Source organism: Pseudomonas sp. LSJ-87 (genome assembly GCF_032971465.1).
GTDB lineage: Bacteria > Pseudomonadota > Gammaproteobacteria > Pseudomonadales > Pseudomonadaceae > Aquipseudomonas > Aquipseudomonas putida_Z.
The window spans coordinates 57,085-81,513 of the sequence record NZ_JAWJYQ010000015.1; the positions used below are offsets into that span (position 1 = coordinate 57,085).

General features: G+C 65.6%; 21 protein-coding genes. 14 read left to right on the top strand and 7 right to left on the bottom strand.

The window, feature by feature from the left end; translation table 11 throughout:
* Positions 1-41: 41 nt before the first annotated feature.
* Complete coding sequence (gene soxR / locus RYH74_RS10335) at positions 42-497, top strand: redox-sensitive transcriptional activator SoxR (RefSeq protein WP_085589276.1); 456 nt, start codon at positions 42-44, stop codon at positions 495-497.
* A 191-nt stretch (positions 498-688) separates the two neighbouring features.
* Here the strand turns inward: soxR and RYH74_RS10340 are convergent, their stop codons facing one another.
* The gene (locus RYH74_RS10340) at positions 689-985 is read right to left on the bottom strand and encodes a DUF3144 domain-containing protein (protein ID WP_015269483.1); all 297 of its coding nucleotides are present in this window, start codon (positions 983-985) and stop codon (positions 689-691) included.
* Between the two features lie 143 nt (positions 986-1,128).
* Between RYH74_RS10340 and RYH74_RS10345 the strand changes: the two genes are divergently transcribed.
* The 3 genes from RYH74_RS10345 (at position 1,129) to RYH74_RS10355 (ending at position 3,932) form a co-directional block, all read left to right on the top strand.
* Entirely contained in the window at positions 1,129-1,989 is an 861-nt protein-coding gene (locus tag RYH74_RS10345) for a CAP domain-containing protein (RefSeq protein WP_317409352.1), read from the top strand.
* A gap of 222 nt (positions 1,990-2,211) precedes the next feature.
* On the top strand, positions 2,212-2,994 hold the full coding sequence (locus RYH74_RS10350; protein WP_085617164.1) for an aldolase: 783 nt from the start codon (positions 2,212-2,214) through the stop codon (positions 2,992-2,994).
* A gap of 44 nt (positions 2,995-3,038) precedes the next feature.
* Positions 3,039-3,932, top strand: coding sequence for a dihydrodipicolinate synthase family protein (locus tag RYH74_RS10355; RefSeq protein WP_317409353.1), 894 nt, complete (start codon positions 3,039-3,041; stop codon positions 3,930-3,932).
* 130 nt (positions 3,933-4,062) lie between these two features.
* On the opposite strand, the gene RYH74_RS10360 is transcribed toward RYH74_RS10355, so the two are convergent.
* Positions 4,063-5,370: a DUF2235 domain-containing protein gene (locus RYH74_RS10360; RefSeq protein WP_317409354.1), complete on the bottom strand. Its 1,308-nt coding sequence runs from the start codon at positions 5,368-5,370 to the stop codon at positions 4,063-4,065.
* Between the two features lie 231 nt (positions 5,371-5,601).
* Between RYH74_RS10360 and RYH74_RS10365 the strand changes: the two genes are divergently transcribed.
* From RYH74_RS10365 to RYH74_RS10410, 10 genes are all read left to right on the top strand, one after another.
* Positions 5,602-6,561: an AAA family ATPase gene (locus RYH74_RS10365; RefSeq protein ID WP_013971644.1), complete on the top strand. Its 960-nt coding sequence runs from the start codon at positions 5,602-5,604 to the stop codon at positions 6,559-6,561.
* A gap of 4 nt (positions 6,562-6,565) precedes the next feature.
* Positions 6,566-7,510, top strand: coding sequence for a DUF58 domain-containing protein (locus tag RYH74_RS10370; protein ID WP_041506176.1), 945 nt, complete (start codon positions 6,566-6,568; stop codon positions 7,508-7,510).
* Positions 7,511-7,523: 13 nt separating this feature from the next.
* A complete protein-coding gene (locus RYH74_RS10375) occupies positions 7,524-8,018 on the top strand; it encodes a DUF4381 domain-containing protein (protein ID WP_015269461.1) in 495 nt (164 codons plus the stop codon).
* Entirely contained in the window at positions 8,011-9,087 is a 1,077-nt protein-coding gene (locus RYH74_RS10380) for a vWA domain-containing protein (protein ID WP_015269460.1), read from the top strand. The genes RYH74_RS10375 and RYH74_RS10380 overlap by 8 nt, the downstream gene beginning before the upstream one ends.
* Entirely contained in the window at positions 9,084-10,802 is a 1,719-nt protein-coding gene (locus tag RYH74_RS10385; RefSeq protein ID WP_286101335.1) for a vWA domain-containing protein, read from the top strand. Before RYH74_RS10380 ends, RYH74_RS10385 begins: the two co-directional genes overlap by 4 nt.
* Complete coding sequence (locus tag RYH74_RS10390; protein ID WP_025338267.1) at positions 10,799-12,433, top strand: BatD family protein; 1,635 nt, start codon at positions 10,799-10,801, stop codon at positions 12,431-12,433. The genes RYH74_RS10385 and RYH74_RS10390 overlap by 4 nt, the downstream gene beginning before the upstream one ends.
* Positions 12,434-12,857: 424 nt before the next feature.
* Positions 12,858-13,124, top strand: a complete 267-nt coding sequence (locus RYH74_RS10395) for a hypothetical protein (RefSeq protein WP_286101333.1) — start codon at positions 12,858-12,860, stop codon at positions 13,122-13,124.
* A 275-nt stretch (positions 13,125-13,399) separates the two neighbouring features.
* Positions 13,400-14,638 carry an exonuclease SbcCD subunit D C-terminal domain-containing protein gene (locus RYH74_RS10400; protein WP_286101332.1) on the top strand — a complete coding sequence of 413 codons (1,239 nt, stop codon included), beginning with the start codon at positions 13,400-13,402 and terminating at the stop codon, positions 14,636-14,638.
* Complete coding sequence (locus tag RYH74_RS10405; protein WP_317409355.1) at positions 14,635-18,279, top strand: AAA family ATPase; 3,645 nt, start codon at positions 14,635-14,637, stop codon at positions 18,277-18,279. Before RYH74_RS10400 ends, RYH74_RS10405 begins: the two co-directional genes overlap by 4 nt.
* Positions 18,276-18,869 carry a glutathione S-transferase gene (locus RYH74_RS10410; protein ID WP_317409356.1) on the top strand — a complete coding sequence of 198 codons (594 nt, stop codon included), beginning with the start codon at positions 18,276-18,278 and terminating at the stop codon, positions 18,867-18,869. Before RYH74_RS10405 ends, RYH74_RS10410 begins: the two co-directional genes overlap by 4 nt.
* Positions 18,870-18,990: 121 nt before the next feature.
* On the opposite strand, the gene RYH74_RS10415 is transcribed toward RYH74_RS10410, so the two are convergent.
* From RYH74_RS10415 to RYH74_RS10435, 5 genes are all read right to left on the bottom strand, one after another.
* A complete protein-coding gene (locus RYH74_RS10415; protein WP_025338263.1) occupies positions 18,991-19,170 on the bottom strand; it encodes a hypothetical protein in 180 nt (59 codons plus the stop codon).
* Between the two features lie 122 nt (positions 19,171-19,292).
* A complete protein-coding gene (locus tag RYH74_RS10420; protein ID WP_286101329.1) occupies positions 19,293-20,423 on the bottom strand; it encodes a lactonase family protein in 1,131 nt (376 codons plus the stop codon).
* A complete protein-coding gene (locus RYH74_RS10425) occupies positions 20,389-20,679 on the bottom strand; it encodes a DUF5629 family protein (protein WP_025338261.1) in 291 nt (96 codons plus the stop codon). Before RYH74_RS10425 ends, RYH74_RS10420 begins: the two co-directional genes overlap by 35 nt.
* Positions 20,680-20,842: 163 nt before the next feature.
* Positions 20,843-23,218, bottom strand: a complete 2,376-nt coding sequence (locus RYH74_RS10430; protein WP_024086538.1) for an efflux RND transporter permease subunit — start codon at positions 23,216-23,218, stop codon at positions 20,843-20,845.
* 20 nt (positions 23,219-23,238) lie between these two features.
* Positions 23,239-24,258 (bottom strand): WD40/YVTN/BNR-like repeat-containing protein, encoded by a 1,020-nt coding sequence (locus RYH74_RS10435; RefSeq protein ID WP_286101328.1) that lies wholly within the window; start codon positions 24,256-24,258, stop codon positions 23,239-23,241.
* Positions 24,259-24,429: the final 171 nt, after the last annotated feature.

Genomic DNA, 24,429 nt, shown 5'->3' on the forward strand with positions numbered 1-24,429 from the left:
GCAGGACTATAAGAGCTCGACTTAACTTGAGGTCAACAGGCATGGCAGCGGACAACACACGGATGCTAACGGTAGGGGAAGTGGCCAAACGCAGCGGCGTGGCGGTTTCTGCGCTGCACTTCTACGAGACCAAGGGGCTGATCGCCAGCGTCCGTACGGCGGGTAACCAGCGCCGCTATCCTTCACTGGTGTTGCGTACGCTGGCCATCATCAAGGTGGCGCAGCGCACCGGTATTCCGCTTGAGGAGATCAAGCAGGCCTTCAGCCGCTATGCGCCCAACAGCAAGCTCACGGCAGCGCAATGGGGCGAGATGTCGACCGCCTGGCGCGAGGACCTGAACGCCCGCATCCGCACCCTGGAAGCGTTGCGCGACAGCCTGGACAACTGCATTGGCTGCGGCTGCCTGTCGCTGGAGGATTGCCCGCTGCGCAACCCCGAGGATGTGCTGGGCAAGGAAGGTACCGGGGCGCGGATTCTGGAGAAAAAGACCCGATAAGGCTGCGCTGGCGGGTAGAGGACTGAACTCGCAAGCGGTCCGCGTACCCTGTGGGAGCGGGTTTACCCGCGAAGAATCCAACGCGGTGCATGGCACCGGCTGCGCCGGTGTTCGCGGCTAAAGCCGCTCCCACAGGGTCCCTGCTAACTCAATGAGCCTTGTGCAGTTCCATGAGTTCGCGCCCCCATGGTTCAGTCGCCTTTGCCCAGCACATACCGGTCAAAATGCTCGATGTGCTCGTCCAGGTTGTCCTCGAGCATCATCCGGTACTGCTCGCAGAAATACTTCAACAGCTCCTCCCGCGCGGCAGCCAGTTCGGCACTGGTCTTGAAACTGCGGGCACTCATCCAGGCATTGAAGCGCGAGGCGCCGAAGGTCAGTGAGGCACTGACCTTGCCCAGGTCTTCGATTTTCTCGATCTGCTGGTTCGCCAGTTCGATATGCGCATCCGCGCGGTCGTAAAAAGCCTGATCGGTAGCTTGTGTCATTGCGGTTTACCTTGTTGCAGCATTCAAGTTGAGTAACCGCGAAAAATTGTACCCCGTACACGTGAACCTGTATTGAGGCGCACAGTCTTAGGCGAGCCCTCAAATCGGCCTTGCCGCCGTCATTCACCTGAGCCATTCACCCCATGCGCCAAGCAGTCCGTCGCTCCCCCTTTGTCTCGCTCTGCTTCATTCCTTTTCTTCCCCTGTTCGCCAACCCCGCCCATGCCAGCGGGGAAAGGCAACTGGTGGCAGCCATCAACGACTATCGCACCCAGCCACAACGCTGCGAGCGGCGCATTGTCCGGGGCTCGACGCCACTTGTGCTGAAACCGAAACTGGCATTGCCGGTCGGCTACGGCGGGGGTTTGCGGGAAGGATTGAAGGCCGCGGGTTATCAGGCGGTGAAGGTGCGGGCCATCCGCCTGGTCGGCGCGCGAGATGCCGAGGAGGCCTTTGACATGCTCCGCAGCGACTACTGCACGGCCCTGCTCGATAGCCAATATGCCGATATCGGCGTCAGTCGCTCACGCAACGAGTGGCGGGTGCTGCTGGCTCGGCCCCTGCTCGATGCCCAGCTTGGCGATAGGCGATCGGCAAGCAACGCGTTGCTGGCACAGGTAAACGCTGCACGGGCGAAGCCGCGCCTGTGTGGTCGCAAGCGCTTTGCCGCTGCACGCCCGTTGACCTGGAGCACCGCCCTGGGAACGGCGGCGCAGCGCCACAGCCGGGCGATGGCCAACGACAATTTCTTCGCGCACCGCGACCTCGACGGTGATCTGCCCGCGGATCGGGCATGGGATGCCGGCTACCGTGGGCGGCAGATCGGCGAGAACATTGCCGCAGGCCAGGGGTCACCGAGCAAGGCGATGGCCGGCTGGCTGGCCAGCCCCGGGCATTGCGCCAACCTGATGAACCCGATGTTTACCCAGGTGGGTGCGGCCTTTGCCGAAAACTCGCGTAGCGATAACGGCGTTTACTGGACGATGCTGTTCGGCGCGCCTTGAAGGGCACGTGCCAGCCCTGTGACCAGGGCTGGCCTGCCGATCGTTGCCTGCACCACCTCTGACAACCCCGCCATACCTCCCTCCTCGCAGTCTCAGATGACTGGCGCTGGCGATGACACATCGCTTGCATATGACACTTTGTGTCATTAATATCGCGATTGTGTCCTGACGGCGTCCTCGCCGATCAGCAATTCATCGCCCTTCCCGATGCAGGTACCGCCCATGACGACCACCATGCAGACCCCCAAGGACCAACTCGTCAAACTCGCCCAGCAGCAGATGCTGACGGCGCTGGCCGACAACACCTATACCTCTCGACAAAAACTCGCCCTCACCTGCCGCATCCTGTTCGACGGCGGCCACGATTCCGGCCTGGCCGGGCAGATCACCGCCCGCGCCGAGCAGCCTGGCACCTACTACACGCAACAACTCGGCCTGGGCTTCGACGAGATCGCCGCTTCCAACCTGCTGGTGGTCGACGAAGATCTCACCGTGCTGCAAGGCCGCGGCATGGCCAACCCGGCCAACCGCTTCCATAGCTGGCTGTACCGCGCACGCCCCGACGTCAACTGCATCATCCACACTCACCCGCTGCACAGCGCCGCCCTGTCGATGCTGGAAGTGCCACTGGCCATCTCGCACATGGACCTGTGCCCGCTGTTCGACGACTGCGCGTTCCTCAAGGAATGGCCCGGCGTACCGGTGGGCAACGAAGAAGGTGAAATCATTTCCAGGGCGATCGGTGACAAGCGCGCGATCCTGCTTTCCCACCATGGCCTGCTGATTGCCGGCCGCTCGATCGAGGAAGCCTGCGTGCTCGCCCTGCTGTTCGAGCGCGCGGCAAAGATGCAGCTGCTGGCAATGGGTGCCGGTGACATCCGCCCCATCCCGGATGCCCTGGGCAAGGAAGCCCACGACTGGATCTCCACCCCCAAACGTCATGGCGCCGCCTTCAGCTATTACGCGCGCCGTGCCTTGCGTGCCCATGGCGACTGCCTGGGCTGACTGAAGTTGTACTCTTTCCCCAACAACGGCAGAGGTGCCTGGCTATGTCTACACCTGTAATTCGCGGCGTTATCGGTTACACCATCACTCCCTTCACGGCAGACGGCACGCTCGACCTGGATGCCCTGGGCCTGTCCATCGACCGCCTGATAGAAGACGGCGTGCACGCCATCGCACCGCTGGGCAGCACCGGCGAAGGCGCCTACCTGTCCGACAGCGAATGGGAAACAGTGGTGCGCTTCAGCCTGGCACGCATTGCCGGCCGCGTGCCCAGCGTGGTCAGCGTCTCCGACCTGACCACCGCACGCACCGTGCAGCGCGCCCGCCTGGCACAGGCCTGCGGCGCCACGGCGGTGATGGTGCTGCCCATCTCCTACTGGAAGCTCAACGAAGCCGAAGTGGTCGCCCACTACAAGGCGGTGGGCGCGGCCATCGACATTCCGATCATGCTCTACAACAACCCGGGCACCAGCGGCACCGACCTGTCTGTGGAGCTGATCCTGCGCATCCTCGGCGAAGTGCCCAATGTGACGATGGTCAAGGAAAGCACCGGAGACATCCAGCGCATGCACCGCCTGTTCAAGGCCACCGATGGCCAGGTGGCCTTCTACAACGGTTGCAACCCGCTCACCCTGGAAGCCCTGGTGGCCGGCGCCACCGGCTGGTGCACTGCCGCGCCCAACCTGATCCCGGCGCTGAACCTGGCGCTGTGGGACGCGGTGCAGCAAGGCGACCTGGCTGAAGCTCGCGCGTTGTTCTACCGCCAGTACGAACTGCTGGAATACATCACCCGCCGTGGCCTGCCCACCACCATCAAGGCCGGCTTGAAGATGCTCGGCCAGGATGTCGGCGCTCCACGCCTGCCCCTGCAGCCGCTGGATGCGCAAGGCAGCGCCTACCTGAAGGGCCTGCTGGACGCCCTGGGCGCGGCTGACTGACCCATCGCAGCCGCAAGACCGCTCCCGCAGGTATCGCGCCGCTCTCAGGTTGACGCAGGACCTGTGGGAGCGGGTTCACCCGCGAACACCGGCGCAGCCGGTGCCATGCAAACCCACGCCCACAGACGACTCAAGCGACCGGGTTGGCATGCATCACCCGCCCTGCTGCCCCTGGCCGATCGACGAACAGCACATCCAGCACACTGTTACGCAACCCCTTCAATGCATTCCAGTTCGCCGACGCATGCACATACCTGTCGCGCAACAAACGCAGCTCATCCTCGGTCAACCCAGGCTGCTCACTCTCACCCAAGGCAAACCCGTGCAACTTGCGGCTGATGCCCAGCAACTCCTCCGGCAACCGATGCTCAGCCTGCCCGCCCAACGGCGCAAACGGCACACCCGCCCGCACCGCCAACTCACGCATGATGCTCAGGTACACCCGGGAAAGCTGCCCCGCCACTTCCCGCTCGCGGTACACCGCCGCATACACCTGCTTTTGCGCCTCGCTAGGCAGGCCACCGGCAATCGGCTCCTCCCAGGCCAGCACACGCGGCCTGGGCGCGCCCATTTCACCAAACGACGACGCCAGCAACGCACTGACTGTTGCATGCACACGCGTGTGCTCGACGCGCATTCTCAGCGGCACCCGCTGAGAATGCGGTTTGCACAGCAGCACCTGCTCTTGCGTGGTATCCGGGTAACCACCGCCAATGTTCGAGTGCACGCCCGGCAACACGATGTCATGGCCGCTGCGCACCAGCGGGAAGTTGTGCCGCTGCTCGTCCCCCGCCACCAGTTGCACCATTTGCCGGGCAATGCCCGCACCCAGGCCCAGGCGCAAGCCACCATGGCGGTCGTCGGCGGGGTCGAAGTCGCCCTGCAGCGGCGCGATGATCGCCGCCACCGTGTCGAACAGGCCGATGAAATTGATGACGATGCCGCAGGGCACAGCCAACAGGCTGCCGCCGCCATCATGCAGCAGGTTGGCCAGATGCCTCACAGCCGCCGCGCCCCGGCTGAAACCGAACAGGTCGAACTCGACCCGCTCAAGGCTTGCCTGTGGGTGCGCCTGGCCCCAGTCCCGCAACTGCCCGGCAATCCCCGCCAAGGCCTCGGCGACCCGCGCCTCGGCCCCCCAGCGCCCACACCCGGTGGCCGAGGCATAGGCATGATCCGCCTCCCCGGCCAGGGTGCCCACGCCCTCGACATAGCGCTTCAGAAACGCCATGGTCCCGTCAGCATTGGCCCCCTGCACCGGATACAGCGCATGCAACAGGGCCACGTTGCTCAAGGCATTGGCATAACTGCCCCCTTTACCCACCGGTGCATCCACCGGCATCACATTGTTCAGGTTGTTACCGGTGCCATCGAAGAACACGCCAAAACGCAGAGTGACCGGCGTGATGCGTGCAGTGCTACAGCTGTTCAGGCCCATTGTCCTGCCTCCTGCTTGTACAAAAAGCACAAGCAGGCGCCAGCACACCGCCGCGGAACATCAGCCAATGGCCAGCCATATGCAGGACATTTCCGCACCTGCATGACCCCCGGCGAGGATAAATTTCCCTGCCGCCATTGGTCGCCACCCCCCCGGATGGATTAAAGTATCACCCCTTGCCAGGGCAGCTGCTTCCAGCCGCCTGCGGCCCCATACCAGGAACCGTCACCGATGGAACACCGTGAAGCGCTGATCGCGCTGCGCACCTTTCTTTCTTCCCAGATCCTAGGCCAGGAGAAACTGGTCGAGCGGCTGTTGATCGTGCTCCTGGCCGACGGCCACATGCTGGTCGAAGGCGCGCCGGGCCTGGCCAAGACCAAGGCCATCAAAGAGCTCGCCGAAGGCATCGAGGCGCAGTTCCATCGCATTCAGTTCACCCCCGACCTGCTCCCGGCCGACATCACCGGCACCGAAATCTACCGCCCGGAAACCGGCAGCTTCGTGTTCCAGCAGGGGCCGATCTTCCACAACCTGGTGCTGGCCGACGAAATCAACCGCGCCCCGGCCAAGGTGCAGTCCGCACTGCTCGAAGCCATGGCCGAACGCCAGGTCAGCGTGGGCCGCAGCACCTACGACCTGTCGCCGCTGTTCCTGGTGATGGCAACGCAGAACCCCATCGAGCAGGAAGGCACCTACCCGCTGCCCGAAGCCCAGCTCGACCGCTTCCTGATGCACGTGAAAATCGGCTTCCCCGACGCTGCGGTAGAGCGGCGCATCCTGTTGCAGGCCCGTGGTGAAGCCCTGGGCGGCGAGACCAAGCCAGAGCGCCGGGTCAGCCAGCAGGCGATCTTCGCCGCCCGCAAGGAAATCCTCGGCCTGTACATGGCCGACGCGGTGGAGGAATACCTGGTGCAACTGGTGATGGCCACCCGCACCCCAGCCAAGTTCGACGCCGAACTGGCCGACTGGATCGCCTACGGCGCCAGCCCGCGTGGTTCCATTTCGCTGGACCGCTGCGCGCGCGCCCACGCCTGGCTGGCCGGGCGCGATTTCGTCAGCCCCGAAGACATCCAGGCGGTGCTGTTCGACGTGCTGCGCCACCGCATCATCCTCTCGTTCGAGGCCGAGGCGGCAGGGATCGACCAGGACCGCGTGGTCCAGCGCATCCTCGACGTCGTCGCCGTTGCCTGAGCCCATGCCCACCGCGTCGCTGGCCGAACCCGGCATCCGCATCGGCCTTGCCGAGCTGATCGACATGCGCCACCGCGTGCGCGAAATCCAGCTGTTTTCCCGGCCCGGCCAGCGCAGCCCGCTGGTGGGCCTGCACCACTCCAAGCTGCGCGGGCGCGGCGTGGACTTCGACCAGGTGCGCGTTTACCAAGCCGGCGACGATGTGCGCAACATCGACTGGCGGGTCACCGCGCGTACCCAGGAACCGCACACCAAGCTGTTCCACGAAGAGCGCGAACGGCCCATCTTCATCCTCGTCGAGCAGAGCCAACGGCTGTTCTTCGGCTCGGGGCTGATGTTCAAGTCGGTGCTGGCCGCCCAGGCCGCCGCGCTGTTCGGCTGGGCCGCGCTGGGCCACAACGACCGCATCGGCGGGTTGGTGTTCGGCGACAACGAACACCACGAAATCAAGCCCCGGCGCAGCAAGCAGAGCCTGCTGCAACTGCTCAACCGCCTGGCCAAGGTCAACCAGGCGCTGCACACCGAGGCCACGCCCGGGGCCGACAGCCTGGGCCTGGCCCTGCGCCGCGCCCGCGAAGTGCTGCGCCCCGGCAGCCTGGCCATCGTGATCTGCGATGAGCGCTCGCTCACTGCCCAGGTGGAGCAGCACCTGGCCATGCTCTCGCGCCATTGCGACCTGCTGCTGATGCCGGTGTCCGACCCGCTCGACCACGCCCTGCCCGCCGCCGGCCTGCTGCGCTTCGCCCAGCGCAGCGCGCAGCTGGAGCTCGACACCCTGGACGCCAACCTGCGCCAGGCCTACCGCCAGCAGGCCGAAGCGCGCATCGAGCGCTGGGAGCTGATGGCGCAAAAGCTGCGCGTGCTGCTGATGCCACTGAGCACCCAAAGCGAGATGATCGAGCAACTGCGCGAGTACCTGAACGCCCAGCGGCCACGGAGCGCGTCATGAAGAGCAGCGGCCAATGAACCCGCTTGACCAACTGCAGCCGCTGATCGCCCCCGCGCCGATCGGCCTGTGGCCACCGGCACCCGGCTGGTGGCTGCTGCTGGCCGTGCTGCCGCTACTGGCCTGGGGCCTGTGGCGGGTGCGCCACTGGCGCCCGGGCAAACGCCGCATCGTGCGTGCCGAACAACCCTTGGACCCGGTGCGCGTGGAAGCGCTGGCCGAACTGGCGCGCCTGCCGCGCCCCTACGACGGCGCCCCGGCCGGGGCCTGGCTGCAACAGATCAACGCCCTGCTCAAGCGCCTGTGCCGCAGCCACTACCCGGGCGCCAACAGCCACACCCTCAACGGCCGCCAGTGGCTGGCGTTTCTCGACAACCGCTGCCCGGCCGCCGGCCTGACCCGCTGGATGGTACTGGTCGAAGGCGCCTACAAACCCGAGTGCAAGCTCGACGACAAGGCCATCGCCGGGCTCAGCCAAGCCGTCGAAACCTGGATTCGCAAGCATGTTTGAACTGGCCTGGCCGTGGGTCTTCGCCCTGTTGCCGCTGCCGTGGCTGGCGCGCCTGGTGCTGCCGGCCGCCGACAGCGGCGAACCGGTGCTCAAGGTGGGCTTCCTCGACGAACTGGAAGGCCTGGCCGGGCGCCGCGCGCGGCTCAACCTGCCGACCTGGCGCCAGCAGGCGCCCTTTGTCGTCATCTGGCTGTTGCTGCTGTGCGCCGCCGCCCGCCCGCAATGGTTGGGCGAGCCGGTGCCAGTGGCTGCCAGCGGCCGCGACCTGCTGGTGGCGGTGGATGTGTCCGGGTCGATGGACTTCCCCGACATGCAGTGGCAGAACGAAGAAATCAGCCGCCTCGACCTGGTCAAGGCGCTGCTCGGCGACTTCCTGCAGGACCGCGAGGGCGACCGCGTGGGCCTGATCCTGTTCGGCAGCCAGGCCTACCTGCAGGCGCCGCTCACTTTCGACCGGCGCACCGTGCGCACCTTCCTCGACGAGGCGCAGATCGGCATCGCTGGCAAGAACACCGCCATTGGCGACGCCATTGGCCTGGCGGTCAAGCGTCTGCGTCAACGCCCGGCACAAAGCCGGGTGCTGGTGCTGATCACCGACGGCGCCAACAACGGCGGGCAGATCCACCCGCTGACCGCCGCCCGCCTGGCCGCCCAGGAAGGCGTGCGTATCTACACCATCGGCATCGGCGCCAACCCCGAGGCCAGTGGCACCCCCGGCCTGCTCGGCCTGAACCCGAGCCTGGACCTGGACGAAGCCTCGCTCAAGGAAATTGCCGACATCACCCACGGTACCTACTTCCGCGCCCATGACGGCGCCGAACTGGACGCCATCGGCGACACCCTCGACCAGCTCGAACCGGTGGCCCAGCAACCGACCCAGGCGCGCACGGCCAAGGCCCTGTATGCCTGGCCCCTGGCCCTGGCCTTGTTGCTGAGCGTGCTGCTGGTGCTGGCCGTGCAATGGCCCGACAACTTGCTGCACCGCCTGCTGCGCAAGCCGCGCTTCCTGCAACCGCACCCGGAATGGCGCCAGCGCCTGAAGCGCCTGCGCCTGAGGAGGCGGCGATGATCGAACTGTGGCCCGAATGGTTGCGCCCGCTCTGGCTGCTGGCCGTGCCCCTGCTCGCCTGGCTGCTGTACAAACTGTGGCACCGGCGCAAGCGCGCCGGGCGCTGGCAGATGATTCTGCCGCCGGCGTTCCATGGCGTCCTGCTCGGCGGTGGCAGCGGCAGCACCAGCAAGCTGCCGTGGGTGGCGCTGGGCCTGGCCTGGGTGCTGGTGATCCTGGCGCTGCTCGGGCCCAGTTGGCAGCGCGTGGAAGAAAGCCGCCAGCGCCCGGCCGACCCGCTGGTGATCCTGCTCGAACTGACCCCGCAGATGCTCGCCGAGGACAGCCCGCCCAACCGCCTGGAGCAGGCGCGGCGCAAGATCCTCGACCTGCTGGAGCACCGCCGCGACAGCCAGACTGCACTGGTGGTCTACGCTGGCTCCGCGCACACCCTGGTGCCGCTGTCCGATGACCTGGCCACCAGCCGCAATCTGCTCGAGGCGATCGACCCGTCGATCATGCCCAAACCCGGCCAGCGCGCCGACCTGGCCGTGCAAAAAGGCCTGGCCCTGCTGGCCCAGAGCGGCCTGGGCCAGGGCCGCCTGCTGCTGGTCGGCTCGTCGCTCAGCGCCCCGGAGCGCCAAGGCATCGCCCAGGCCCTCGGCCGCCAGGGCCCGAGCCTGCTGATGCTGGGCATCGGCAGCCGCGAAGGCGCACCGGTGCGCCAGGCCAATGGCGAATACCTCAAGGACGACCAGGGCGGCATCCTGTTGCCACGCCTGGACAGCGCCAGCCTCAAGGGCTTCATCAGCGGCACCGGCGGGCGCTACCGGCATGCCCGCATCGACGACCTCGACCTGCGTGGCCTGGGCCTGTTCGACAACCCGCGCGCCGGGCGCAATGACGGCCAGACCCTGCAACTGGACAGCTGGGCCGACCAGGGTTACTGGCTGCTGCTGCCGCTATTGCTGCTGGCCGCCTGTGCCGGCCGACGCGGCTGGCTGTTCTGCCTGCCGCTGCTGCTGGCCCTGCCCCAGCCCAGCCAGGCCTTCGAGTTCAACGACCTGTGGCTGCGCCCCGACCAACAAGGCCAGCGCCTGCTGGAGCAGAACCGCCCGGCCAGTGCCGCGCGCCAGTTCCAGGACCCGCAATGGCGCGGCATGGCCCTGTACCAGGCGGGCGACTATGCTGGCGCCGCCGAAGCCTTTTCCCAAGGCGACACCGCCGCCGCCCACTACAATCGAGGCAATGCCCTGGCCCATAGCGGTGAACTGGAAGCAGCCCTGGACGCCTACGAACAAGCCCTGGAACGCCAGCCCGACCTGCAAGCGGCGCTGGACAACCAGGCACTGGTGCAGCAACTGCTGCAACAGCGGGAAGCCAAGGCCGAGGAACAACCAGCCAGCAGCGATGCCCAAGGCACGCCCGGCAGCGAAACCGAAGGCAACAGCAGCTCGGCCAGCAGCCCGGCCCAGGGCACGCCCGGCAACGACGAACAAGCCAGCGCCGAACAGCCCGGCGAAGGCAGCAGCAACAGCCAGGTAGCGCCCGGCAACCAGGCGGGCGCGGATGACAGCGTCATCCAGCCGCCGCAGCGCCCGGTATCGACCAGCCTCGATGCCGAACAGCGCCAGGCCCTGGAACAATGGCTGCGGGAGATCCCCGACAACCCGGCGGAGCTGCTGCGGCGCAAATTCTGGTATGAACAGCAATTGCATCAGGAAACCCCACGATGAGTCGCTTCGGCGTCTTTCTCCTCAGTCTGCTGTGGGCCGTGCTGGCCCAGGCCGAACCGTTGCTGCGCGCCAGCGTCGACCGTACCCGCCTGGAAGCCGGCGAAAGCCTGGAGCTGACCCTGGAAAGCCAGGACGTCACCCAGTTCGGCAAGCCCGACCTGCGCGCGCTGGAGGGTGACTTCGAAGTGCGCGGCACGCGCCAGCTGAACAGCCTGCACAGCCTCGACGGCGAAACCCGCGCCAGCACCCGCTGGATCATCACCCTGCTGCCGCGGCGCAGCGGCAGCCTGCGCATCCCCGAACTGCAACTGGGCCAATCGCACAGCCAGGCCATCGAACTGCAAGTGCTGCAGGCCGATGCCAGCCGCCAGGACAGTGCCTCGCAGGTGTTCATCGAAGCCACGCTCGACAGCAGCGAGGTCTACGTCCAGGCCCAGGCCGTGCTCACCCTGCGCATCTACCATTCGGTGGCACTGTACGACGACAGCAGCCTCAGCCCGCTGCAACTGGAAAACGCCAAAGTCGAACCGCTGGGTGAATCGCGCACCTATGAAAAGGAAATCAACGGCGTCCGCCACGGCGTGATCGAAACCCGCTATGCCGTGTATGCCCAGCAAAGCGGCACCCTCGACATCCCGCCACTGACCTTCACCGCCACCGCCGCCGCCAGCCCGGACCAAGCCCCACAAGCCAACGGCACGGCCCGGGCCGGCCACCAGGTGCAGGTCAGCTCGCTGCCATTGCGCCTGGCCGTACGGCCGATTCCGGCGGCCTGGCCTGCTGGCGTGCCATGGCTACCGGCCCGCAGCCTGACCCTGGAAGAGCACTGGAACCCCGACCCTGGCAACCAGCAGGTGCAGATTGGCGACTCGTTGACCCGCAACATCACCTTGCGTGCCGAAGGCTTGTCCAGCACCCAGCTGCCGCCGCTGCCAGCCACCGAAATCACCGGCCTGCGCCGTTACCCCGACCAGCCGTTGCTGCGCAATGAAATCAGCGAGCGCGGCATGACCGCCAACCGCGAAGAGCGCGAAGCCCTGGTGCCGACCCACAGCGGTACGCTGGCCCTGCCGGCGCTGGAAGTGGCCTGGTGGAACACCCGCGAAGATCACCTGGAGCACAGCAGCCTGCCGGCGCGCACGCTGAACGTGCAGGACAACCCGGCGCTGAGCGCCGACACCCCGGTTGGCGACAACAGCAGTGCCAGCAGCTTGCTTTGGCCGTGGCAGCTGGCCACCCTGGTGTTCGCCCTCACCACCTTGCTGGGCTTTGCCCTGTGGTGGCGCGCCCGCTCGCAGCCAGCGGTGCTGCGCGCCGCGCAGGCCGGGCCGAGCCCGCGTACCTTGCTGGATGATCTCAAGCGCGCGTGCCAGGCCAACGACCCACAGGCAACCCGCCAGGCGCTGGACGCCTGGGCTCGCCAGCAGCCGGAGACCCTGGCCGAGATGGCGGCGCGGTTCGTACCGTTGTCGGATGCACTGGATGGGTTGAACGGGGCGCTGTATAGCGAGAGCGGGCAGTACTGGCAGGGTGAAGATTTGTGGCGGGCGATCGGTACGATTCCGCCGGCTGAGCAGGTATTGCTGCCGACCGGCGAGAACGGCAGCCTGCCGCCGCTCTATCCCAAGTGATGTGCTGCCTGTGCAGGCCTCTTCGCGGGTAAACCCGCTCCCACAAACCTTGCGCAGTACCTGTGGGAGCGGGTTCACCCGCGAACACCGGCGTAGCCGGTGCCACCGTAAGATATTTCTGAACCTGCAACCCAATGCTTCAGAATCAACCCGCTTAGGAATTATCCTACGCGCGCTGCCGAACTATCGCTGTTGTCGGGGAAACACCTCACGGATAACGTTTCCGGGTCGCTTCGGTGACCGGGTGTGAGAACCCGACAGAGATTTTACGCAGCACCTCTATGGTGGCCGTACGTGGGCGGGCCTTGGCCTGGCCGAGTCTTTGCGTATTTCTCCTCGGTTTCTCACCCCGCGTACGGCTGCCACCCTCAATCCGTGAGAAAGATTCAGGTGGCAGTTCCCTTCTCCTTCAGAGGAATACGCCATGAAGAAACTCGTCCCCGATCCACCCGTAAAACTAACGGCCCGCCCCTTCTACACCATCAACCAGGACACACCCTCGGTTGACGCCCTGATCCACACCCTCCAGCTGATGGCCGGCATCGAAGACTCGCTGGACGAATACATCTGCGCCAATGCCGGCGAGCCCGGCATCAACATGCTGGTCAACGCGGTGCATCACGTACAGATGACCAAGGCCCTGGCCGAGTTGCTGTTGCACCGGCAAACCGGGGATATCACCCTGCACTGACTACACAGCCCCAAGACAAGCGCGGCCCCTGTAGGAGCGGCCTTGTGTCGCGAAAGGGGCGCAAAGCGCCCCCAGGATCTTCGCATCACCGCAAAATCGCCGGGGCCGCCTTGCGGCCCTTTCGCGACACAAGGCCGCTCCTACAGAAAGCGTGATCGCATCAAGGCTGCCAGGTGTTCGCCGACACACTTTCAGGCGAGCACCTGTTAGCCCCATGCTTGGGTTACCATACCGCCCTTTCCCCGCTTGCTCGACTCGACACCAACAGGTCATCCATGCGTCTGTTTCATACCTCCGACTGGCACCTGGGCCAAAGCCTGCACGGCCAGGAACGCGACTTCGAACACGCCTGCTTCCTCGACTGGCTGCTCGGCCAGCTGCGCCTGCGCCAGCCGGATGCGCTGCTGATCGCCGGCGATATCTTCGACACGGTCAACCCGCCGGTCAAAGCCCAGGAACGTCTCTACGACTTCATCGTCCAGGCCCACGAACAACAGCCGAAGCTGGACATCGTGATGATCGCCGGCAACCACGACTCCGGCTCGCGCATCGAGCTGCCCGCGGCACTGATGCGCCGCCTGCGCACTCATGCCCTGGGCCGTGTGCACTGGCTGGACGAGGGCCAGCTGGACGCCGAGCGCCTGCTGATTCCGCTGACCAACGGCCGTGGCAAGGTCGCTGCCTGGTGCCTGGCCCTGCCCTTCCTGCGCCCGGCCGAGGTGACCGGCCCGCAATTGGGCGACGACTACCTGCAAGGCATCACCCAGGTGCACCAGCAGCTGATCGCCGCCGCGCAAAAAAAGCGCAAGAAGGACCAGGCGCTGATCGCCATCAGCCACGCGCACATGGCCGGTGGCGCGGTGTCGGAAGACTCCGAGCGCAGCCTGATCATCGGCAACGCCGAGGCGCTGCCTGCCAAGCTGTTCGACAAGGCCATCAGCTACGTCGCCCTGGGCCACCTGCACAAGCCGCAGAAGGTCAACCGCGAAGAACGCATCCGCTACAGCGGCTCGCCGATCCCGCTGTCGTTCGCCGAAATCAACTACCCGCACCAGGTGCTGGAAGTGGAGCTGGACGGCACTGGCCTGGTCAGCGTCGAACCACGCCCGGTACCGCGCGCCGTGGCCCTGCAACGGGTCGGCCCGGCACCACTGGGCGAATTGCTGGAGCAGTTGGCCGACCTGCCAGTGATCGACCTGCTCGAAGACCCCAACCGCCAGCCCTGGCTGGAGGTGCGGGTGATACTGGACGAGCCGCAACCCGACCTGCGCCAGCAGATCGAAACCGCACTGGAAGGCAAGGCCGTGCGCTTGATCCGCATCAGCGCCGAATACGCCGGCCGCAACAATGCCGAAGACGATGACCTGGCCTTTGTAGAGCTGTCCCAGATGACCCCGCAGGACCTGTTCAGCCGCGCCTGGGAGCAAGCCTATGGCAACCCCGCCGACGAACAGGCGCTGGCCGACTTCGCCCTGCTGTTGCAGGACGTGCAGCAGGAAGAGGAACAGCCATGAAGATTCTTGCCATCCGCCTGAAGAACCTGGCATCCCTGGCCGGCCCGGTCGATATCGATTTCACCGCCGAACCGCTGGCCAGCGCCGGCCTGTTCGCCATCACCGGGCCTACCGGGGCGGGCAAAAGTACCCTGCTCGACGCCCTGTGCCTGGCGTTGTTCGGCACCGTGCCACGGCTGAACGACATTGGCCGCGAGGCCAAGGTGCCGGATGCAGACGGCGAGATCCCTACCTCCGACCCGCGCAACCTGCTGCGCCGCGGCACCGGCAGCGGCTTTGCCGAAGTCGATTTCGTCGGCATCGATGGCCGCCGCTACCGCGCCCGCTGGGAAGCCAACCGTGCTCGCGACAAGGCCAACGGCAAGCTGCAGCACAGCCGCCAGAGCTTCTATGACCTGGACAGCGAGCAGGTACTGGGCAGCGGCAAGAACGAATACAAACAACTGGTCGAAGCCCGCCTGGGCCTGAACTTCGAACAGTTCACCCGCGCGGTGATGCTGGCCCAGAGCGAATTCGGCGCCTTCCTCAAGGCCGACGACAAAGAACGCAGCGAGCTGCTGGAAAAGCTCACCAACACCGCCATCTACACCCGCCTGGGCCAGCGGGCCTTCAGCAAGGCACGCGAAGCCGGCGAGGCCCACAATGCCCTGAAGGACCGTGCCAGCCACCTGCTGCCGATGGCCGCCGAAGCCCGCGCCGAGCTCGACCAGCGCCTGGAACAGGCGCAGCAGCAGTTCAAGGCCGACCAGGCCGGCGAGCGCCAGCTGGAGCAGCAACGCAACTGGCTGAACGAGCAGCGCCAGCTGCAGGCCCAGCACGCCGAAGCCGGCACCGCGCTGCAGGCCGCCGAGCAGGGCTGGCAACAACTGGCTGACCAGCGCCTGGACCTTGTGCGCCTGGAGCGCCTGGCCCCGCAGCGCCACCAGTTCCACCGCCAGCAGACACTGACCGCGCAACTGGCACCGCTGGCAGCGAAGATCGCCGAACAACAGCAGCAGCAAGCCGAGCTGCAAGTGCGCACCAGCGAGCTCGAACAGGCGCTGGACGCCGCGCGTCAGGCGCTTGCCGATAGCCAGGCCCAACACAGCGAGAACGCCCCTCGCCTGCGCCAGGCCTTTGCCGCCCAGGACAACCTGGCCCGCCTGGAGCAGGAGCTGGCAGCACAGCGCAGCGCCGGCCAGCAGGCCGAGCAGCAGGTCGCCGAAGGCCAGCAGCACCTGCAGCAGCTGGAAGACAACCAGCAGCGCAGCCTGCAGCAACTGGCGCAGATCGACACCGCGCTCGCCGACAGCCAGCACCTGGCGGGCCTGGCCAATGCCTGGCACGCCTACCTGCCGCAACTGAAGCAAGTGATGCTGATCGGGGGCCGCCTGGCCAAGGGCCGTGAAGAGCTGCCCGGCCTGCAGGCCCAGGCCAGCCAGGCCAATGCGCACTTGCAGGCCGAGCGCGATGCCTTCGAGCTGCTGTTCCGCGAAGCCAAGGCCGAACCCCAGGCCCTGGCAGAACAGATCGACCTGCTGGGTGGCATGCTGCAGGACAACCGCAAGCAGCAGCGCGCCGTGGAAGAGCTGTCACGCCTGCATGGCCGTGAACTGGAACTGCGCCAGCAGCTGGAGGCCGTGCGCGTGCGTCAGCAGCAGGCCATGCAGCAGCGCCAGCAACTGATTACCGAAGGCACCGCCGCCAAGGCCGAGCTGGAAGCCGCCGAGCAAGCGCTCAACCTCACCCGCCAGTTGCTGGAACGCCAGCGCCTGGCACGCAACACCAGCGTCGAAGAGTTGCGCGGCCAGTTGCGCGACGGCGAACCCTGCCCGGTGTGCGGCAGCGCCGAGCACCCGTTCCACCAGCCTGAAGCGCTGCTGCAAAGCCTGGGTCGCCATGACCAGGCCGAAGAAGATGCCGCGCAGAAGCAGGTCGAAACCCTCAACAGCAAGCTGGTGGAGCTGCGCACCCAGCTGGGCGTGGTCAACGCCCAGCTCAAGGACTTCCAGCAGCAACAGCAGCACCTGGACGAACAGCTGCAACCGCTGGTGGCCCAGGTGCAGGCGCACAGCCTGTGGCCGGCCCTGGCCCCGCAGGACGACAAGGCCCGCAGTGCCTGGCTCGACAGCCAGCTGCGGCGCCTGGACGAAGAAATCGGCCAGGACGAGAAACGCCAGAGCGCCCTGCTCGCCCTGCAAAAAGATGCAGCCCGTCTCAACCAGCAACTGCAGGCCGCCCAGCAGGCGCAACAGCAAGCCCAGCGCCACCTGGAGCAACAGCACCAGGCCCTGGCCAGCGACGAGCAGCAGTTGCAGCAAGGCCTCGCGGACCTTGCCGGCGTATTGCCCGAAGAGGCCCTCAAGGCCTTGAACGACGACCCGGCCAATGCCTTCCTCGCCCTGGACCAGCAGATCGCCCAACGCCTGCAGCAACTGGAGCAGCGCAAGGACGAACAGGAAGAACAGCAAGCCCGCCAGGCCCAGCTGGACAAGCTGCGCGACCAGCAGCAGGCACGCGTGCAGACCCAGCAGCAGCTGCAGCAGAAACTTGCCGCCCTCGACGAGCAGCGCCAACAGGCCCAGGCTTCGCTTGGCGAACTGCTTGGCGGTCACGCAAGCGCCGAGGCCTGGCAACAGCACATGGACGCCGCGCTGGAGCAGGCCCGCGCCCTCGACACCGACACTGCCCAGCGCCTGCAGGAGCTGCGTACCCAAGGCGTGCAACTGGCCAGCGAACTCAAGGCCAACACCCAGCAGCAGCAGGCGCTGGACGCCGAGTGCCAGCAGTTGCAGGGCCAGATCGCCCAGTGGCGCGCAGAACACCCGGAACTGGACGACGCCGGCCTGGATCGCCTGCTGGGCATGGAGGACGCGCAGGTCAATGAGCTGCGCCAGCGCCTGCAAGGCGCCGAAAAGGCCATCGAACAGGGCCGCGTGCTGCTGCAGGAACGTGAACAACGCCTGCAGCAACATGCCGCGCAAATGACCGTGGACACCTCGGCCGACGCTTTGGAACAGGCCCTGACCGAACTGCGCGAACGCTTGGCCGGCCATGAGCAGCAATGCGCCGAACTGCGTGCACAGCAGGCCGATGACCAGCGTCGCCAACAGGCGCACCAGGCGCTGGCGGCGGAAATCGAACAGGCCCACCAGCAGTGGCAACGCTGGGCTCGCCTGAACGCCCTGATCGGTTCGGCCTCGGGCGATGTGTTCCGCAAGATCGCCCAGGGCTACAACCTCGACCTGCTGCTGCACCACGCCAACGCCCAGCTGCGCCAGCTGGCCCGCCGCTACCGCCTCAAACGCGGCGGCAGCGCCCTCGGCCTGCTGGTGCTGGACACCGAGATGGGTGACGAACTGCGTTCGGTGCACTCGCTGTCTGGTGGAGAAACCTTCCTGGTGTCGCTGGCCCTGGCCCTGGGCCTGGCCTCGATGGCCTCCAGCACGCTGCGCATCGAATCGCTGTTCATCGATGAAGGCTTCGGCAGCCTCGACCCCGAGTCGCTGCAACTGGCAATGGATGCACTCGACGGCTTGCAGGCCCAGGGCCGCAAGGTGGCGGTTATTTCCCACGTGCAGGAAATGCACGAACGCATCCCGGTGCAGATCCAGGTGCGCCGCCAAGGCAATGGCCTGAGTGACGTGGAGGTGTGCGGGTGATCCTCTACTCGTTCCGCCGCTGCCCCTGGGCCATGCGCGCGCGCCTGGCCCTGCGCTATGCGGGGTGCGAGGTGGAGATTCGCGAGGTAGCGATGAAGAACAAGCCGGCAGAACTGCTGGCCTTGTCACCCAAGGGCACGGTGCCGGTACTGGATACCGGTGCCGGGGTGCTCGAAGAAAGCCTGGACATCATGCGCTGGGCGCTGGCGCAAAACGACCCGCAGGACTGGCGGCTGCAGGCCGACCCAGTGGCGGCGCAGCAGGCTGAAACCCTGATTGCGCGCAACGACAGCACGTTCAAGGCGCAGGTGAACTTGTACAAGTATGCCGAGCGCTACCCCGAGCATACCCGCGAGCATTACCGCCAGCAGGCCGAGGCCTGGCTGGCGGAACTCGAAGGCCTGCTGGCAAGCAGGCCCTACTTGCTGGCCACGCACCCGAGCATTGCCGATGCCGCGTTGCTGCCCCTGATGCGCCAGTTTGCCGGGGTCGAACCGCAGTGGTTCGCCGAGGCGGCTTATCCGCGGGTGCGGAGCTGGCTGGAGGGGTGGTTGGCTTCGGAGCTGTTCAAGGCCGTAATGGCCAAATGAACCCTGTTTCCTGTACTGGCCCTATCGCCGGCAAGCCAGCTCCCACAGGTACGGCGCTGGACCTGAGGCCTGCTCAACCCCTGTGGGAGCTGGCTTGCCGGCGATAGGGCCAGCACAGGATTCAGTGGTTGTGCTTGCCACTCAATGCCGCATGGAAGTTGGCGCTCTGGCGCAGGTACTGTTCGGTGTAGCTATGGGTAGCAGACGCCTTGCCGCTGCTGTCGGCATGGGCATGCGTCGGCAATACGACCGAAGCGGAAATGGCGGATGCGGCAATGACCGGGAAGAGATTGAAGTTCATCTGGGCTGACCTCGACGGCGGTGGTTTGACGTTGGCCCGTTTGGGCCTTGGGTCAAACTTACGCCGCCGAAGCCGCAGGCAAAAATTCATTGCGGCAGTATCGATTATCACGCCGATCGATATCACTCGATGAATTTCAGGTCCGACGGCGCATCCTGCTTCAGCGTCTGCACCGTCTCCAACAGCTTGCCGCTGCGCGGATCGCGGCGTATCACCACGATCTGGTTGCTCTTCTGGTTGGCCACCAGCAGGAAGTTGTCACTCGGATCGAGGGCGAACTCGCGGGGATGATCCCCCTCCACCGAACGGCGCTGCAGGAATGTCAGCTGGCCATCCTGCTTGCCCACGCTGAACACCACGATCTCGTTGGCCGTGCCTCGGTTGCTCACATACAGGAAGCGCCCGTCTGCCGACAGGTGCAAGCCACCTGCCGCTTTCGCCGCAGCTTCCTTGCTCTCGGTCAGGGGCAGGCGCTGGCGTTCGACCAGGTTGCCCTCCTGCACATCGAACATGACCACGTCGGCACTCATTTCCAGGGTCAGGTAGGCGTGCCGCCCCTTGGCGTCGAACAACAGGTGGCGCGGCCCGCTGCCCGGCGGCAGGTCCACCGACGCGGGGATCGCCGGCGTCAACGGGTGGTCTGCGCTGGCACCGTCGTAGCGGTAGATGAACACCTTGTCGGCACCCAGGTCGCTGGCATACAGGTGGCGGCCGTCGGGTGACAGCACCAGCGAATGCACATGGGCGCCGGCCTGGCGCTCGGGGTTGACCCCGCTCGCCTTGTGCCGGGCCTGTTGCACCACCGGCTTGAGCTTGCCGTCCTTGGCCACCGGGATTACCACCAGGCTGCCGCCAGGGTCGGGCTTGACTGCGTAGTTGGCCACGAACAGATAACGCTGGTCCTGGCTGAGGCTGGCGTGAGTCGGCTCGTCACCTTGGCTGGCCACCTGGTTGATGGGCTTGATCTCGCCTTTTGCACTGACGCTGAAGCTGCTGGCATGGCCGTTCGGGGTTTCATTGACCGCGAACAGCTGGCGTTGATCGGCCGACAATACCAGCCACGAAGGGCTGACACTCTTCACCACCTGCTGCGGCGCAGGTTCGATATGGCCGGTCTTTTCGTCAAACTGATAGCGGTAGATGCCCTGGCTGGCGCCATCGGTGTAGCTGCCCACCAGCAAGGTGGCGGCGTGGGCGTGGAGGGTCATGCTCATCAGGCTAACGGTCAGCAGGCTCGTCCAGATCCGATTCATCTTCGTCATCATCCGGGGCACGAAAGGCACTCATACAGACTAGCCGATGCTCGCCGTTGGCATCGTCGAGTTGCCACTCGTCACCCACGGCGATGGCAGCAGTGATCTGCTCGGGGGTGAAGGACCAGCGGCGGAGCTGGCGGCCGTCCATGCATTCGATGGTGAGGCCGGATTCATCGGAGGTGAAGTCGAAGGCGTGCAGGCCGTCGATCAGGAGCATGTCGCAGGACTGCAGGGCGGTGGCGAGGGGGGACATGGGGGTACCAATCTGAAATGAGTTGGCATTATAGCCCTGGGGCTGCTTTGCAGCCCATCGCCGGCAAGCCAGCTCCCACAGGGATCGCACAAATCTGGAGGCTTGCGCTGTACCTGTGGGAGCTGGCTTGCCGGCGATGGGCCGCAAAGCGGCCCCCTGCAATTCAATGGGCAAAAATCGACCCGCCCTCCTTGCCCACCATCTTCTCCGGCTTGATCAGGAACCGCGCCAACGCCGGCAACAGCCACAGCGCACCGAACATGTTCCACAGCAGCATGAAGGTCAACATCAGCCCCATGTCCGCCTGGAACTTGATCGCCGAGAAAATCCAGGTGCACACGCCGATGGCCAGGCACAACCCGGTGAACAGCACCGCCTTGCCAGTCGAGCGCAGGGTCTCGTAATAAGCCTCCTGCAACGGCAACCCGGCACGCAGGAAGCTTTCCAGCCGGCTGTAGATGTAGATGCCATAGTCCACGCCAATGCCCACACCCAGCGCCACCACCGGCAAGGTCGCCACCTTGACCCCGATGCCCATGTAGGCCATCAGCGCGTTGCCCAGCACCGAGGTCAGCACCAGCGGCAGGACGATGCACAGGGTGGCGGCGAACGAGCGGAAGGTAATCAGGCACATCACCGCCACACAGATGTACACCAGGATCAGGATGGTCAGCTCGGCCGACTTGATCACCTCGTTGGTCGCCGCTTCGATCCCGGCATTGCCCGCCGCCAGCAGGAACTGCAGGCCTTCCTTGTTGTGGCTGTCGGCAAACGCCTTGGCCACGGCAGTGACCCGTTCCAGGGTTTCGGCCTTGTGGTCGTTGAGGAACACCAGCACCGGCGCCAGCGAGCAGTCGCCGTTGTACAGGCCATCGGCGCGGGCGATGGAGTTGTTGAGGATGTCCGGGTTGCGCGACAGGGTTTCCCATTTCAGGCTGCCCTCGTTCATGCCCTTGATCACCTGCTTGGACACGGTCACGAGGGAAATTGCCGACTGCACGCCCGGGGTGTTCTGCATGGTCCACATCAGCTCGTCGATCGGCGCCATGGTCGAGTGGATCGAGCAGCTTTCCGGCGGGGTCTTGACCATGATCACCAGCACGTCGGAACTGGTCGAGTAGTTGCTGATGATGAAGTTGTTGTCCTGGTTGTAGCGCGAATCGGGGCGCAGCTCCGGCGCGCCCTGGTCGAGGTCGCCGATCTTCAGGTTCTGGCTGTACCAAAGGCCACCGGCGAAGGCGACCAGCGCCAGGGCCACCGACACCGGCGCCACCTTGGCACTGGCAAAGTTCGACAGCAGGCGCCAGAACGGGTGCTCGCGGGTGGCGTCCTGCTTGCTGCGCTCGACGGCCTTCTTGCTGATGCCGACGTAGGAGATGGCTACCGGCAGCAGGATGAGGTTGGTGAACACGATCACCGCCACACCGATGGAAGCACCGATGGCCAGTTCACGAATCACGCCGATGTCGATGATCAGCAAGGTGATGAAGCCCACGGCGTCGGCGAGGATGGCGATCATCCCCGGCAGGAACAGCTGGCGGAACGTGCGCCGGGCGGCGGTCAGGGCGTTGTCGGCGTCACTCGACTGCAGGGCGATACCGTTGATCTTCTGCACCCCGTGGGAAATGCCGATGGCGAAGATCAGGAACGGCACCAGCATCGAATACGGGTCCAGGCCAAAGCCCACCGCATGCATCAGGCCCAGCTGCCAGACCACCGCCACCAGGGTGGTGATGAGCACGGCGATGGTGCTGCGGATGCACCAGGTGAACCAGTACAGCAGCACCCAGGTGATGGCCAGGGCGACGCCAAAGAACATCGCCACCATCACCAGGCCGTCGATCAGGTCGCCGACCTTCTTGGCGAAGCCGACGATGTGCACCTTCACGTTGGGGTTCTGCGCCTGGAACTTGTCACGGATCTTTTCTTCCAGCTGGTGCGAGAACTGCTGGTAGTCCAGCTTCACCTGCTTGCCCGGGTCCTGCGGGTCTGGGTAGCTCTCCAGCAGCGGCACGTCGACGATGCTGGATTTGAAGTTGTTGCCCACCAGGCGCCCCACCTGGCCCGACTTGAGCACGTTGTCGCGCAGGGTGTCGAGGCTGTCCTGCGAACCGTTGTAGGTGTTGGGGATCACCTCGCCACCGGAAAAGCCTTCCTCGGTGACCTCGCTCCAGCGCACGCTGGGGCTCCACAGCGACTTCAGCCCGGCACGGTCGACGCCAGGGATGTAGAACACTTCGTCATGGATCTGCCGCAGGGTCTCCATGTAGTCCTTGTCGAAGATGTCGCCATTCACGGCCTCCACCGAAATGCGCACGGTGTTGCCGAGGTTGGCCAGGTCGTTGCGGTGCTCCATCATCTGCTCGATGAACGGGTGCTGCAGCGGGATCATCTTCTCGAAGCTGGTGGACGGGCGAATCTGCGTGGCCTGCCAGAACAGGAAGATGCTGACCAGTACGCACAGGGCGATGACCACGGGGCGATTGTTGAAGATCAGGCGTTCGAGCAGCGTGGCCTTGTCCTGGTGATGCGGGTGCATGGTGATGCTCTCCCTGCTGGTCATGGACGCACCTCCTGGTCAGCACCCTGCGGGTCAGCCAGGTGCACGCCACCCTGCCCTACCAGCAGCAGGCCGCCATCGGCCAGGCCGCTGACGCCGGCCAGGGCAATGCGGTCGGCGCGGTTGTAGACACTGAAGGTCTGGCCATCATCGGTACTGCGCAGCACGCTGCCGCCATTGCCGACCAGCACCAGGCTACCGTCCTCGACAAGCGTAGCGCCTGCCAGGCCGAATTCGAGGGTTCCACGTGCGGCCTTGAGCTCGATCGGCTGCCAGCTGTCACCAAAATCGGTGGAACGGAACAGGTTGCCGCGCAGGCCGTAGGCCAGCAGGGTGTGCGGCTGGGCAGTGCCGATCACGCCGAACAGCGAGCCCTCGTAAGGGCCCTCGACCTTGGCCCAGGTCTGGCCGTTGTCGGCGGAGCGGAACATGCCACCCTGCTCGCCGACGATGAACAGGCCCGCGTCACGCACCTGGGCGATACCGTTCAGGTGCAGCTGGTCGGGGTTGTCCAGGCGCTCGGCGACATCCTGCCAGTGCTGGCCGCCGTCGGTGGTTTCCAGCAAGGCGCCATAGGCACCTACGGCAAAGCCGTGCTGGGCGTCGAGGAAGGCGACATCGAGCAAGGGTGCTTCGCGGGACAGGTCTTCGAACTGCTTGCTCCAGGTGGCACCACCATCGCTGCTGGCGAGCACCAGCGCATCGTGGCCGACGGCCCAGCCGCGCTTGTCGTCGAGGAAGAACACCGCGGTCAGCAGTTGCCGGGTGGGCACTCGCGCCTGGGTCCAGGTGCTGCCCTGATCGTCGGAGAACAGGATATGACCGCGATCGCCCACCACCACCAGGCGCTTGCCGGCATGGGTGGCGTCGATCAGCAGGCTTTGGCTGGCCTTGGCCGATTCGGTGGAATACTCGTCGGCGGCAGCGGCTTGCACGCTGTCAGCCCACATGCCAAGCCCCAGCGCCAGTACCGCGCCGGCTGCCAATGGCCAGGCAAAGCGCCTGTTCTGTTCCCTCATGACTGTCCCCCTGTTGTGTTCTTGTGTGGTGGGTCAATGCACTGCAGGTACTGCGAAAAGCCTGATCTAGAGGCCTGCAATAGCTTGAGGGGATCGTAGCGGGGATATTTGCGGGAACACAACGGGCGGGGTGTTATGTTTTGTTGTCGGCTCCAAAAGCTTCGCGGGTAA

Bases quoted from the DNA above. Each gene is read 5' to 3' on its own strand.
- soxR (WP_085589276.1), top strand. From the start codon at position 42: ATGGCAGCGGACAACACACGGATGCTAACGGTAGGGGAAGTGGCCAAA.
- RYH74_RS10340 (WP_015269483.1), bottom strand. From the start codon at position 985: ATGACACAAGCTACCGATCAGGCTTTTTACGACCGCGCGGATGCGCAT.
- RYH74_RS10345 (WP_317409352.1), top strand. From the start codon at position 1,129: ATGCGCCAAGCAGTCCGTCGCTCCCCCTTTGTCTCGCTCTGCTTCATT.
- RYH74_RS10350 (WP_085617164.1), top strand. From the start codon at position 2,212: ATGACGACCACCATGCAGACCCCCAAGGACCAACTCGTCAAACTCGCC.
- RYH74_RS10355 (WP_317409353.1), top strand. From the start codon at position 3,039: ATGTCTACACCTGTAATTCGCGGCGTTATCGGTTACACCATCACTCCC.
- RYH74_RS10360 (WP_317409354.1), bottom strand. From the start codon at position 5,370: ATGGGCCTGAACAGCTGTAGCACTGCACGCATCACGCCGGTCACTCTG.
- RYH74_RS10365 (WP_013971644.1), top strand. From the start codon at position 5,602: ATGGAACACCGTGAAGCGCTGATCGCGCTGCGCACCTTTCTTTCTTCC.
- RYH74_RS10370 (WP_041506176.1), top strand. From the start codon at position 6,566: ATGCCCACCGCGTCGCTGGCCGAACCCGGCATCCGCATCGGCCTTGCC.
- RYH74_RS10375 (WP_015269461.1), top strand. From the start codon at position 7,524: ATGAACCCGCTTGACCAACTGCAGCCGCTGATCGCCCCCGCGCCGATC.
- RYH74_RS10380 (WP_015269460.1), top strand. From the start codon at position 8,011: ATGTTTGAACTGGCCTGGCCGTGGGTCTTCGCCCTGTTGCCGCTGCCG.
- RYH74_RS10385 (WP_286101335.1), top strand. From the start codon at position 9,084: ATGATCGAACTGTGGCCCGAATGGTTGCGCCCGCTCTGGCTGCTGGCC.
- RYH74_RS10390 (WP_025338267.1), top strand. From the start codon at position 10,799: ATGAGTCGCTTCGGCGTCTTTCTCCTCAGTCTGCTGTGGGCCGTGCTG.
- RYH74_RS10395 (WP_286101333.1), top strand. From the start codon at position 12,858: ATGAAGAAACTCGTCCCCGATCCACCCGTAAAACTAACGGCCCGCCCC.
- RYH74_RS10400 (WP_286101332.1), top strand. From the start codon at position 13,400: ATGCGTCTGTTTCATACCTCCGACTGGCACCTGGGCCAAAGCCTGCAC.
- RYH74_RS10405 (WP_317409355.1), top strand. From the start codon at position 14,635: ATGAAGATTCTTGCCATCCGCCTGAAGAACCTGGCATCCCTGGCCGGC.
- RYH74_RS10415 (WP_025338263.1), bottom strand. From the start codon at position 19,170: ATGAACTTCAATCTCTTCCCGGTCATTGCCGCATCCGCCATTTCCGCT.
- RYH74_RS10420 (WP_286101329.1), bottom strand. From the start codon at position 20,423: ATGAATCGGATCTGGACGAGCCTGCTGACCGTTAGCCTGATGAGCATG.
- RYH74_RS10425 (WP_025338261.1), bottom strand. From the start codon at position 20,679: ATGTCCCCCCTCGCCACCGCCCTGCAGTCCTGCGACATGCTCCTGATC.
- RYH74_RS10430 (WP_024086538.1), bottom strand. From the start codon at position 23,218: ATGCACCCGCATCACCAGGACAAGGCCACGCTGCTCGAACGCCTGATC.
- RYH74_RS10435 (WP_286101328.1), bottom strand. From the start codon at position 24,258: ATGAGGGAACAGAACAGGCGCTTTGCCTGGCCATTGGCAGCCGGCGCG.